Origin of the sequence: Comamonas sp. MYb69, from assembly GCF_037479315.1 — a bacterium.
Taxonomy (GTDB): Bacteria; Pseudomonadota; Gammaproteobacteria; order Burkholderiales; family Burkholderiaceae_C; genus Comamonas.
The window spans coordinates 71,685-83,890 of sequence record NZ_JBBGZG010000019.1 but is presented as its reverse complement, the minus strand read 5'-3'; the positions used below and the strand labels follow the sequence as shown (position 1 = coordinate 83,890).

Here is a 12,206-nt window from a genome sequence, read left to right as displayed (position 1 = left end):
CGCTTCGCTTTTCAGGGGTTGGCGGGCAACAGTGGGGCGCTGTGCTTATTTGGCCTTGACCGCACACTCCGCGCATTGGCCGTACAGGGCCATCGAGTGGTCATGCACGATCCAGCCCTTGCTCTTGGCAATGGACTGCTGGCGCTTTTCGATCTCGGGGTCATAGAACTCCTCGACCTTGCCGCAGCTGGTACAGACGAAATGGTCGTGGTGCTGGCCTTCGTTGAGCTCGTAAACCGCCTTGCCGCTCTCGAAGTTGCTGCGGATCAGGATGCCGGCCTGCTCGAACTGGGTCAGCACGCGGTAGACCGTGGCCAGACCGATGTCGGAGCGCTCTTCCAGCAGCACGCGGAACACATCTTCCGCCGTCATGTGGCGCTGAGCACCATTCTGGAAGATATCCAGAATCTTCAGCCGAGGCAGCGTCGCCTTAAGGCCAGTGCTTTTGAGTTCTTCAATATTTTTCATAACAAGGTCTTTCAAGTGGGCCCGATTGGTATACGGACTTCTGGAGAAGGCCTGGAGACCAGCCGCTACAATGGCCGATCATATCGCTATGTCTAAAACCATGCCTGAATTTGTTCGTTCCGGTGTCCGCATGGCGGCGCTGTTGGCCCTGGGCGCCAGTGTGGCCGCTTGCGGCTCCTTCAATGAAGCCAGCCGTAAGTTCGCCAGCGCCATCACCCCCTACAAGGTGGAGGTGGTGCAGGGTAATGTGATCACCCAGGAGCAGGTCAACGCGCTGCAAAAAGGCATGAGCCGCCAGCAGGTCAAGGATCTGCTGGGCACCCCGCTGCTGGCCAGCGTGTTCCACGCCAACCGCTGGGACTACGTGTTCACCATCAAGCGCAAGGGTGTGCCCGAGCAGGAGCGCCGCTTTACCGTGTACTTCAACGACACCGGCCTGGAGCGCTTTGAAGGCGATGAGATGCCCAGCGAGCAGGAGTTCGTCGCCTCGGTCACGACCTCGATCAAGAACCCCAAGGTGCCGCGCCTGGAAGCAACGCCCGAGGAGCTGGCCAAGTACAAGGCCGATCAACCGGCCCCCGCCCCGAGCGCCGACACCAGCAGCAGCGACACGAGCACCGCCACGCCGCCCGCCAGCTACCCGCCGCTGGAATCTCCCCAGCGCTGATGCCATGGCGCTGGCATGCCCCCCGCCCTGCACTGGCAGCGGGTGGCCGGCGCCGTCTTTGGGCCGTGTCCGATGTTTGCTGAGACGCCGCCCGTTTGAGCCCCAGGAAACTACCCATGACCGCCCCCCTCTCCCCCGACAACAGCCCCCGTATTGCCGTCGCCATTGCAGGCGCCAGCGGCCGCATGGGCCGCATGCTGATCGAAGCCGTACTGGCCAGCACGGACCTGCAGCTGAGCGGCGCGCTCGATGCCGCCGGCAACCCCAGCCTGGGCACTGATGCGGGTGCCTTCCTGGGCCGCCACACCGGCGTGCAGATCACCGCCGACCTGGCCCAGGGCTTGCAGGGCGCCGATGTGCTGATCGACTTCACCCGCCCCGAAGGCACGCTGGCCCACCTGGCGCTGGCGGCCGAGCGCGGCGTGGGCGTGGTCATTGGCACCACGGGCTTTAGCGAGGAGCAAAAAGCGCAGATCCGCCAGTTTGCCGACAAGACGGCAGTCATGCTCTCGCCCAATATGAGCGTGGGCGTGAACGTGACCTTCAAGCTGCTGGAGATGGCGGCCAAGGCCTTACAAGAGGGCGGTTACGACATCGAGATCGTCGAAGCGCACCACAAGCACAAGGTCGATGCGCCCTCGGGCACGGCTTTGAAAATGGGCGAGGTGATTGCCGAAGCCCAGGGCACCCAGCTGGCCGACCGCGCCGTCTACGAGCGCTTTGGCCATACCGGCGCGCGCGTGGCCAACAGCATCGGCTTTGCCAGCATGCGCGGCGGCGATATCGTCGGCGACCACACCGTGCTGTTTGCCGGCGATGGCGAACGCATCGAGATCTCGCACAAGTCCAGCAGCCGCGCAGGCTACGCCAATGGCAGCCTGCGGGCAGCGCGCTACCTGGCGCGCCAGAAGGCCGGCCTGTTCGACATGTACGACGTGCTCGGTCTGAAATAAACCCAGCCCGGTACCCCCACCCCGCTTTTACAAGGACGGCCCACCATGACGATGGGGCAATGGCTCTCGCAAGCAGACGGCGTCGCCCGGGCCACGGCCCTGGTCTTGTTGCTCATGTCCGTCACCAGCTGGGTGCTGATTCTCTACAAGGCCTGGTGGCTGGGCCGCGCCCATGGCGCCACCTTGCGTGCCACCGATGCCTTCTGGCAGGCCAGCAGCTGGGAGCAGGCACGCCTGGCGCTGCCAAGCATTGACCGCGCCGCCTTGCTGACTCCGGTGGCCGATGCGATTGCGCACATTGTGGCGGCCGAGCCTGCCGCCCAGCACAGCCTGGCTGTGGCCAGCGGCGCCCAGGTGCAAACCACCCGCGTGCTGCGCGAGGCGCTGCATGGCGCCAGCCACCGGCTGCAGTGGGGGCAGACGGTGCTCGCTTCCATTGGCGCCACGGCCCCCTTTGTCGGCCTGCTGGGCACCGTCTGGGGCATCCACCAGGCGCTGGCGGCGCTGGCCGGTGCCGACCATGTCAGCCTGGAGCAGCTGGCCGGCCCCGTGGGCGAGGCGCTGGTGATGACCGCCGCCGGCCTGGCCGTTGCCTTGCCGGCCGTGCTGGCCTACAACCTGCTGGGCCGCAAGCTCGCGCAGGTCGAGGAGCTGCTCGAAGGCTTTGCCCACGACATGCAGACCTGGGCCTTGCAGCAAGCCGCCCAGGCGCCGCAGGCCTACGCCGGCATGCAGGCCCACAATGCCGTCGATAGCATCGCCCTGGTGGGCAGCCGCTGAGCCGCCGCCCACCCAGCCCTTCGCACCATGGCATTCGGTCGCTTCAACAAAACCCCGGCCAGCGCGCCGATCAGCGCCATCAATGTGACGCCGCTGGTGGATGTGATGCTGGTGCTGCTGGTCATCTTCATCATGGCAGCGCCCTTGCTGGCCGCCTCCATCCGCCTGGACCTGCCCCAGGCCGCCAGCGCCACCCGGGCCAACCCGCCGGCGGCGATTGCGGTGCAGCTCAACGCCCAGGGTGCGCTGTTTGCCGATGGCCAGCCCACCGACATGGACGCCCTCAAAGCCCTGTTCAAGCAGCAGGCCGAGCGCAATCCGCAGACCGAAGTGCAGCTGTCCATCGACCAGAGCCTGCCCTATGCCCGCGCCGTCGAGCTGATGGATGCGGCGCAGAGCGCCGGCCTCAGCCGCATGGGCTTTGTCGCCCAGCCCCAGGCTGCCGCCGCGCGCTGAGCACCCCCCGCCCGGTCTCGCCTGGCGGGCTCCTGCAGTATCGTTTGAAGCTACCTGACCTGGCGCACACCTTAGCCCAGAAGCGTTTGGTTATATTGCAGGCTGTGTGCCGGCTGCCTGGGGCGGCTGCACCAAGGCCACCGCTGCACCGCCGTGCAAGCCGGCCCACCAACGAGGAACAAACGCATGGACTCCACCCTGTACCAGGTCAGCGCCCAGTCGGCGCCGGGCGACCCGCGCATCGCGCCGCTGTATGCACTGGCTGTCTCAGCCGGTGCCCCGGCCGATCTGGCCCGCAAAATCCGCGCCGGCCTGCTGCTGGTGGCCGCGCTGCTGGTGGCCAGCGGGCTGATCTTCTGGGTCGCGGCCAACTGGCAGGCGCAGTCGCACTGGTTCAAGCTGGGCCTGATCGAGGGCACGCTGGCGCTGTCCGTGCTGGCCGCATGCCTGTGGCCGCGCCTGCGGCTGGCGGCGCTGCTGTGCGCCACCCTGGTGCTGGGCGGCCTGCTGGCCTATGTGGGCCAGACCTACCAGACCGGCGCCGATGCCTGGCAGCTGTTTGCCGCCTGGGCGGCGCTCTCGCTTATCTGGGTGGCACTGGCTGCCAGCGATCTGCTCTGGTGCGTCTGGGTGCTGATCGTCGCAGCCGCCATCGTGTTCTGGACCGGCAAGCTCGACCTCTGGCAGGTCCTGGTCGCTGACCGCGATACCCTGCCCCAGCTGCTGCTGCGCCTGGCGCTCTGGCTGGCGCTGGCGCTGGTGCCGCTGCTGGTGTACTGCGTGCCGGCCCTGCGGGTGCGCGGTGGCATGGGCTGGTGGTCGCAGCGCCTGGCGCTGGGCGGCGCGCTGGCAGCCTGGTCGGCCATTGCCACCGTACAGCTGTTTGACGAGGCCACGCGCCAGACCCTGGCGGCCTTTGCGCTCAGCGGCGCCTTGGTGGCTGCCAGCTTGCTGGTGGCGCTGTTCAGCCGTTTTCGCGACTTTATCTGCACCTGCCTGGCCACCTTGGCCGCCAATGTGCTGGTGCTGTCGCTCATTGCCCGCTGGATATTCGAGTGGCATGAAACCGAGGCCCTGCTCGCCTTTGCCGTGGTGGTGATGGTCTGCCTGGGCGCCTCGGTCAAGGCCTTGATGGCCGCGCAGCACTACCTGCATGCCCAGCAGCGCGACCACCAGGAGGTGCTGTGATGGCTGCTATCCGTCCTCTGTCATTTCTGCGCACGCAACCGGCCTGGTGGTCCCCGGCCCGCCAGCAAGGCCTGGTGCAAGGCGATGCACCTGTGCAGGATCTGGATGAGCCCCCGGTCCTGGTGCTGGCGCTGGCCATGCTCGGTGCGCTGGCCAGCCTGGTGCCGCTGGCGGTATTTCTGGCGCTGGCGCTGGGCGAGCGTTTTGTCTTTGGTGCCGGCGGCGTGGTGCTGGGCCTGGTGTTTTTGGCCGCAGCCGGTGGTTTGATGCGCCAGTCCCGCCATGCCTTCATCAATTGCGTGGCGCTGGTGCTCTGGTGCGCGGGCGGGCTGCTGGTGCTGGTCAACCTGGGCGATGTGGCTGACTCACGCCTGGGTGTGGTGCTGATTGGTACGGTCTCGGCGCTGGTGCTGATGCTGGGCGCCGCGCTGGCGCAGATGCGCTGGATCCAGTCGCTGATGGGCCTGGGCTGGGGCATGGCCGTGGTGGTGAGCCTGATGGCGCTGCAGTCCTGGCTGCCGGCCCTGTTGCCGCTGCAGCTCGATGCGCTGCTGCCCGCGCTGCTGTGGTGCCTGTGGCTGCGTGCCGAACCCGCGCGCCTGGCCACGCCGGCGCAGCGCTGGTCCCAGCCGCGCTGGGCCGCCTTTGCCGATGCGGCCATCGTCGGCGTGCTGATCAGCAATTTCGCCTCAGGTTATGTGGCCCGCGCCATCTTCTGGGAGCAGAGCGGCGACTTCATGCCCTGGGCCTTTCCTGCCGGGCGCGCGCTGGCCGTCGTCGTGGTGGCACTGTCGACCTGGATGCTCGCCCGCCAATGGCGCGCGCGCGGCACCACCAACCGCCAGGGCGAGCACAGCCTGCTGCTGGCGGGCGCCATGCTGGCGCTGGCCGCCTGGTTCAGCACCGGGCTGGCCGTTGTTGGCCTGGTCGCAGCGGGCGCCTTGCTGGCGGCGCGCTGGCGCATTGCGGTGCTCTGCGCGCTGCTGGCGCTGGTCGCCCTGGGCCAGTTCTACTACCACCTGGGTTGGTCGCTGGCGGCCAAGGGCCTGGGCCTGGCGCTGGCTGGCGCGCTGCTGCTGGCCTGCTTGTGGGCGCTGCGCCGCGCGGCCGATGCCGGCGCCGGCGCTGGCGCAGACACGCCGCCTGCAGCGCCGCAGCGCCGGCTGCAATGGGTCGGTCTGGTCGTGGGCGCGGTGCTGGCGCTGGGCCTGGTCAACTGGGATGTGCGCGGCAAGGAGCAGGTCATTGCCCATGGCCAGCGCATCCTGGTACCGCTGATCCCGGTGGACCCGCGCTCCCTGATGCAGGGCGACTATATGGCGCTGAACTTCTCGCTGCCCTTTGAGATGCGTGAAAAGCTCAAGGACATCGTCAGCGCCAACCAGCTGGTGCGCGCCAGCGTTGACGACCAGGGCGTGGCCACCATCTTGGGCTTGCTGACCGCGACCGGACCCTTGCAAAAAGGCGAGCTGGCGCTGCCGCTCAAGCGCCTCAAGGGCCAGTGGGTGCTGGTGACCGATGCCTACTTCTTCCCCGAAGGCCAGGGCCGGCAATTTGAGCAGACCCGCTATGGCGACTTCCGCGTGCTGCCCGATGGCCGCGCGCTGCTGGTGGGCCTGGCCGATGGCGATGGCCAGCCGGTGCTGCCGCTGCCCGGCCGCTCGATCTGGGAAAGCCCGCTGGGCATCACCAGCCCGGAAGCGACCGGCGCGGCCAGCGAAGCGCCGGTGCCAGAGGCCGACGAGCCGGTGGCCGTGGCGCCCGAGCCGCTGCCCGAGGCGGTGGCGAATGTGCCCTCACCGTCACCCGCGCCAGCACCGGCCCAGGGGGCGCGGCGCTAGGCAACAGACAGGCTCAGCGCTGCAGGGCCTGCACTTCGTGCTGGCGCAGCGCCACCTGCATGTCATTGCCCGATGGCACCTGGAACACGCGCAGGCCAAACTCCGGCAGGATGGCGATCAGGTGGTCAAAGATATCGCCCTGGATCGCCTCATACTCTAGCCAGGCGGTGGTGTCGGTAAAGGCATAGATCTCGAGCGGCGAGCCCTGGTTGGTCGGCTCCATCGCGCGGGCCATCAAGGTCATGTCCTTGCGCAGCTTGGGGTGGGCCTGCAAATAGGCATTGCAGTAGGCACGGTAGGTGCCGATGTTGGTGAGCTGGCGAAGGTTGACGATCTCGTCGGCCATGTCCGGTGCCTTGGCCGAGAAATCCTGGTTGTAGGCAGTGATCTCGGCGACCTTGCCTTCCAGGTAGGGGCGCAGCAGGGCGATATGGCTCAGCTCGGCGATTTCAGCGCGGGTCAGAAAGCGCACCGAGGTGGTGTCGATGCACAGGGGCCGCTTGATGCGGCGGCCGCCCGATTCCGACATGCCGCGCCAGTTCTTGAAGCTGTCGCTCATCAGGCGCCAGGTGGGGATGGTGGTGATGGTGTTGTCCCAGTTGCGCACCTTGACGGTGTTGAGCGCCATGTCCACCACGGCACCATCGGCGCCGACCTGGTTCATCTCCAGCCAGTCGCCCACGCGCAGGATGTCATTGCTCGACAGCTGCACTCCAGCGGTGAACGACAGGATCGTGTCCTTGAACACCAGCATCAGCACTGCCGACATGGCGCCCAGGCCGCTGAGCAGAATCAGCGGCGAGCGGTCGATCAAGGTCGCCACCATCACGATGCCCGCGACCACCATCACCAGCATCTTTCCCAGCTGCACATAGCTTTTGACCGAGCGCGTGCTTTGGGCAGATTCCAGCTGGTTCTCGTTGGCCTCCTGGATGCCGTCCATGATGGCGCACAGCAGGCGCGCCACCTGCAGCGCCGTCACCGCAATCGCCACATTGCGGATCACCGTGCTGGCGATGACCGGCAGGTGCGGCACCGCAGCAATGCCCGTCTGGACCACCAGCGAGGGCACGATCTGCGCCACGCGCACCAGAATGCGGTTGTCCAGCAAGGTACGCAGCCAGGCCGCACCCAGGCTGGAGCGAAAGCGCGGCACGATCTGCAGCAGCGCCATGCGCACCACCAGGCGCAGTGCATAGGCCAGCAATACCAAGGCCGCCAGACCGGCGGCTGTTTGCATCCAGGGTTCATATTGGTCCAGGGTTTCCCAGGTCACGAGGCAGAGTCCTTTCAAAGGGGGATAAATCGGATGGAAATGGGGAGATGCGGCTGGCGCGGCCCTGGGCGCACCGCCTAGGGCGAGACACCAGCATATTGGCTATCAATACAGAGATAACCATTTATTTTTACATGGCATGTATAACCGCACCCCAGCGTGCGGCACTCGCCATCCACGGGCTATGGCGATGGGCCTACAATCTTTGCCCAATTGACCTCGCCCCGGAAAGCCCGTGGGCGGCCGCTTTTTCCTGACCAGTTCCATGCAAGAAAAATACAACCACTCCGACGTAGAAGCCGCCGCGCAAAGCCAGTGGCAAGCCCAAGATGCCTACCGCGTGTCCGAGGACGCGGGCAAGAAAAAGTTCTACGCCTGCTCCATGCTGCCCTACCCCAGCGGCAAGCTGCACATGGGCCATGTGCGCAACTACACCATCAACGACATGCTCACGCGCCAGCTGCGCATGCAGGGCTACAACGTGCTGATGCCCATGGGCTGGGATGCCTTTGGTCTGCCGGCCGAGAACGCCGCGATCAAGAACAGCGTGCCGCCCGCGCAGTGGACCTACGACAACATCGCCTACATGAAAAAGCAGATGCAGGCGATGGGTCTGGCGATCGACTGGAGCCGCGAAGTGGCGACCTGCGACCCCGACTACTACAAGTGGAACCAGTGGCTGTTCCTCAAGATGCTGGACAAGGGCATCGCCTACCGCAAGACCCAGACCGTGAACTGGGACCCGGTGGACCAGACCGTGCTGGCCAATGAACAGGTGATCGACGGCCGTGGCTGGCGCACCGGCGCGCTGGTGGAAAAGCGCGAGATCCCGGGCTACTACCTGGCCATCACCCAGTACGCGCAAGAGCTGCTGGACCATGTGCAGATGGGCAACGACAAGGCGACCTTGACCGGCTGGCCCGACAAGGTGCGCCTGATGCAGGAAAACTGGATCGGCAAGAGCGCCGGCGTGCGCTTTGCGTTCACGCATGGCGTGAAGAACGCCGATGGCAGCTTGATCGGCGACGGCAAGATGTATGTCTTCACGACGCGTGCCGACACCATCATGGGCGTGACCTTCTGCGCCGTGGCCCCTGAGCACCCACTGGCCACGCATGCCGCCGCCTCCAACCCCGAGCTGGCGGCCTTCATCGAAGAATGCAAGAAGGGCGGCACCACCGAGGCCGAACTCGCCGTCAAGGAAAAGGAAGGCAAGCCCACGGGCCTGTTCGTCACCCACCCGATCACCGGCGCGCAGGTCGAGGTCTGGATCGGCAACTATGTGCTGATGAGCTATGGCGACGGCGCCGTGATGGGCGTGCCCGCCCATGACGAACGCGACTTTGCGTTCGCCAACAAGTACAGCCTGCCGATCCGCCAGGTGGTGGCCGTCGAGGGCGAAGGCCCCTACGACAGCCAGCAATGGCAGGACTGGTATGGCGACAAGGAACGCGGCGTACTGATCGCCTCGGGCGACTTTGATGGCCTGCACTACAAGGAAGGTGTGCAAGCCGTCGCCAAGGCGCTCGAAGCCAAGGGCCTGGGCGAGCTGAAAACCACCTGGCGCCTGCGCGATTGGGGCGTGAGCCGCCAGCGCTACTGGGGCACCCCTATCCCGATCATCCACTGCGAAGACTGCGGTGCCCAGCCCGTGCCCGAGAAGGACCTGCCGGTTGTGCTGCCGCAAGACCTGGTGCCCGATGGCTCGGGCAACCCGCTGATCAAGAGCGAAGCCTTCCACGCCGGCGTGGTCTGCCCTTGCTGCGGCAAGCCGGCCCGCCGCGAGACCGACACCATGGACACCTTTGTGGATTCGTCCTGGTACTTCATGCGCTATTGCGATGCCAAGAACAGCGAGAAGATGGTGGCCGACGGCGCCGACTACTGGATGCCGATGGACCAGTACATCGGCGGCATCGAGCACGCGATCCTGCACTTGCTGTATGCACGCTTCTGGACCAAGGTCATGCGCGACCTGGGTCTCGTCAAGGTCGACGAGCCCTTCACCAAGCTGCTCACGCAAGGCATGGTGCTCAACCACATCTACAGCCGCCGCACCGCCAAGGGTGGCAAGGAATACTTCTGGCCCAAGGATGTGGAGCAGGTATTTGACGAGACCGGCAAGGTCGTGGGCGCCCAGCTCAAGGTGGCCGTGGACAGCGCCGATGGCCTGCTGCCCGTTGGCACCGCAATCGACTACGAGGGCGTGGGCACCATGTCCAAGTCCAAGAACAACGGTGTCGACCCGCAGGACCTGATCGAGAAGTACGGCGCCGATACCGCGCGCCTCTACACCATGTTCACCGCGCCACCCGAGCTGACCCTGGAGTGGAACGAGTCGGCCGTTGAAGGCAGCTACCGCTTCCTGCGCCGTGTCTACAACTTCGGCAGCAAGCTGCATGCGCCGGAGTTTGACGCTGCGCGAGCCCAGGCGGCCAGCGCTGCCAGCGCCGCCTTCGGCAAGGAAGCCAAGGCGCTGCGCCTGGAGATCCACACCGTGCTCAAGCAAGTGGCCTATGACTACAGCCGCATGCAGTACAACACGGTGGTGTCGGGCGCGATGAAGATGATCAACGCGCTGGAAGACTTCAAGGCCGTGGACAGCGAAGGCGGCCGCGCCGCGCTGGTTGAAGGCTTTGGCATTTTGCTGCGCGCGCTCTACCCGGCCACGCCCCACCTCACGCAGGTGCTGTGGGATGCGCTGGGCTACCAGCAAGCCTTTGGGGGCCTCCTGGATGCCGCCTGGCCCGAGGTCGATGCCCAGGCGCTGGTGCAGGACGAGATCGAGCTGATGCTGCAGGTCAACGGCAAGCTGCGCGGCTCCATCATCGTCGCTGCCGGCGCTGACAAGGCCACGATTGAAGCCGCTGCTTTGGCCAATGAAGACTTCCAGAAAATCGCCAATGGTGCGGTGCCCAAGAAAGTCATCATCGTGCCGGGCCGCCTGGTGAACGTGGTAGTCTAAGCGCCATGCAAAAACGCACGCTGCTTACTGCCCTGGCAAGCGTGCCGCTGCTGGCGGCATGCGGCTTCAAACTGCGCGGATCGGTGGATTTCGCCTTCAAATCGCTGTATTTGAACGGCAACGCCAATTCGGGCTTCCTCAAAGAGCTGCAACGCCACCTGGAGGCTGCCGGCAGCCTGCAGGTGCTGCGCGACCCGAGCCAGGCCACGCAGGCCGAGGCCATCTACGATGACCTGGGCCAGCGCCGCGAGCGCGTCGTCGTCTCGCGCAATGCGGCCGGCGAGGTGCGCGAGCTGCAGATCCGCCTGATCACGCGCTTTCGGGTGCGTGATGCCAAGGGCGCCCTCTATGTGCCCGATTCCGAGCTGATGCAGTACCGCGAGATCAGCTACCTGGAAACCTACGCACTGTCCAAGGCGAACGAAGAGGAAATGCTCTACCGCAACATGCAGACCGACATCGTTCAGCAGATCGTGCGGCGCCTGGCCATCGTCAAGTCCGTCACCCCTACCGAATGACAAGCGCTGCGGCCACGCAGCGCTGGAAGCGCCACCAAGCATGCAAGTGCCGTTGAATCAGTTGAGTGCCCAGCTGGGCAAGGGGCTGCGGTCTCTGTACACCGTGCATGGCGACGAGCCCCTGCTGGTGCAGGAGGCCGTGGATGCCATCCGCGCCAGTGCGCGCGCCAACGGCTATACCGAACGCAGCAGCTTTACCGTCGCCGGCGCGCATTTTGACTGGAGCGCGGTGCTCGCGGCCGGCGGGAGCCTGAGCCTCTTTGCCGACAAGCAGATCATCGAAGTGCGCATCCCCAGCGGCAAGCCCGGCAAGGATGGCAGCACGGCGCTGCAGCAGCTGGTCAGCAGCAGTGTGGACAACGACAGCACCTTGACCATCGTGGTGCTGCCGCGCCTGGACAAGGCCACCAAGACCGGTGCCTGGTTTGCAGCGCTGGAGTCGCATGGCATCACCCTGCAGGTCGACAGCATCGAGCGCGCCGCGCTGCCCGCCTGGATCGCCCAGCGCCTGCAGCAGCAAAAGCAGCATGTCAAAGCCGGTGAAGAAGGCCAGCGCACCCTGGCCTTTTTTGCCGACCGGGTCGAGGGCAACCTGCTCGCCGCCCACCAGGAAATTCAAAAGCTCGGCCTGCTCTACCCGGCAGGCGAGCTCGGCTTTGAGCAGGTCGAGCAGGCGGTGCTGAACGTCGCCCGCTACGACGTGTTCAAGCTCTCGGATGCCGTGCTCTCCGGCCAGGTGCTGCGCACCGAGCGCATGCTCAACGGCCTGCAGGCCGAGGGCGAGGCCGAGGTGCTGGTGCACTGGGCGCTGGCCGAAGACATCCGCGCGATGAAGCGGGTGAAGGACGCGCTGCGCAACGGCCGGCCCATGCCCATGGCCCTGCGCGAGAACCGCGTCTGGGGCAACAAGGAGCGCCATTTTGAGCGCGTGCTGCCCCGCATCAGCGATGCCTCCGTCGCCCGCCTGCTGCACTCGGCCCATGCGGTCGATGGCATCGTCAAGGGCCTGAAGGTGCCCGAGTGGCCGGCCAACGGCTGGCAGGCGCTGCACCGCCTGGCCCTGCAAACCTGCAAGGCCTGCAGCAGCCGCTGAG

The 12,206-nt window shown here is 66.0% G+C and carries 11 protein-coding genes; 9 read left to right on the top strand and 2 right to left on the bottom strand.

The annotated features are described in order from the left end of the window. Positions 1 to 45: 45 nt before the first annotated feature. Entirely contained in the window at positions 46 to 468 is a 423-nt protein-coding gene (gene fur, locus WH303_RS21745; protein WP_021025553.1) for a ferric iron uptake transcriptional regulator, read from the bottom strand. Positions 469 to 568: 100 nt separating this feature from the next. Between fur and WH303_RS21740 the strand changes: the two genes are divergently transcribed. The 6 genes from WH303_RS21740 to WH303_RS21715 all read left to right on the top strand — a co-directional run bounded on the left by WH303_RS21740 (position 569) and on the right by WH303_RS21715 (position 6,353). Next, positions 569 to 1,135 (top strand): outer membrane protein assembly factor BamE, encoded by a 567-nt coding sequence (locus WH303_RS21740; RefSeq protein ID WP_027010572.1) that lies wholly within the window; start codon positions 569 to 571, stop codon positions 1,133 to 1,135. A 116-nt stretch (positions 1,136 to 1,251) separates the two neighbouring features. Further along, positions 1,252 to 2,088, top strand: a complete 837-nt coding sequence (dapB, locus tag WH303_RS21735) for a 4-hydroxy-tetrahydrodipicolinate reductase (RefSeq protein ID WP_021025555.1) — start codon at positions 1,252 to 1,254, stop codon at positions 2,086 to 2,088. Positions 2,089 to 2,139: 51 nt separating this feature from the next. After that, positions 2,140 to 2,868 carry a MotA/TolQ/ExbB proton channel family protein gene (locus WH303_RS21730; protein WP_052329770.1) on the top strand — a complete coding sequence of 243 codons (729 nt, stop codon included), beginning with the start codon at positions 2,140 to 2,142 and terminating at the stop codon, positions 2,866 to 2,868. Positions 2,869 to 2,895: 27 nt separating this feature from the next. Beyond that, complete coding sequence (locus WH303_RS21725; protein WP_339521079.1) at positions 2,896 to 3,324, top strand: ExbD/TolR family protein; 429 nt, start codon at positions 2,896 to 2,898, stop codon at positions 3,322 to 3,324. Between the two features lie 186 nt (positions 3,325 to 3,510). Next, the gene (locus WH303_RS21720) at positions 3,511 to 4,512 is read left to right on the top strand and encodes a DUF2157 domain-containing protein (RefSeq protein ID WP_165841256.1); all 1,002 of its coding nucleotides are present in this window, start codon (positions 3,511 to 3,513) and stop codon (positions 4,510 to 4,512) included. After that, a complete protein-coding gene (locus WH303_RS21715) occupies positions 4,512 to 6,353 on the top strand; it encodes a GDYXXLXY domain-containing protein (RefSeq protein ID WP_339521078.1) in 1,842 nt (613 codons plus the stop codon). Before WH303_RS21720 ends, WH303_RS21715 begins: the two co-directional genes overlap by 1 nt. A 13-nt stretch (positions 6,354 to 6,366) precedes the next feature. On the opposite strand, the gene WH303_RS21710 is transcribed toward WH303_RS21715, so the two are convergent. Next, a complete protein-coding gene (locus tag WH303_RS21710; protein WP_052329826.1) occupies positions 6,367 to 7,593 on the bottom strand; it encodes a mechanosensitive ion channel domain-containing protein in 1,227 nt (408 codons plus the stop codon). 301 nt (positions 7,594 to 7,894) lie between these two features. Between WH303_RS21710 and leuS the strand changes: the two genes are divergently transcribed. The 3 genes from leuS to holA are packed head-to-tail and all read left to right on the top strand — an operon-like array spanning position 7,895 to position 12,205. Beyond that, positions 7,895 to 10,594 (top strand): leucine--tRNA ligase, encoded by a 2,700-nt coding sequence (gene leuS / locus WH303_RS21705; protein ID WP_339521077.1) that lies wholly within the window; start codon positions 7,895 to 7,897, stop codon positions 10,592 to 10,594. 5 nt (positions 10,595 to 10,599) lie between these two features. Beyond that, positions 10,600 to 11,112 carry an LPS-assembly lipoprotein LptE gene (locus tag WH303_RS21700; protein ID WP_312990235.1) on the top strand — a complete coding sequence of 171 codons (513 nt, stop codon included), beginning with the start codon at positions 10,600 to 10,602 and terminating at the stop codon, positions 11,110 to 11,112. A 40-nt stretch (positions 11,113 to 11,152) separates the two neighbouring features. Continuing rightward, positions 11,153 to 12,205, top strand: coding sequence for a DNA polymerase III subunit delta (holA, locus tag WH303_RS21695; RefSeq protein WP_339521076.1), 1,053 nt, complete (start codon positions 11,153 to 11,155; stop codon positions 12,203 to 12,205). The last annotated feature ends 1 nt before the right edge of the window (position 12,206 follow it).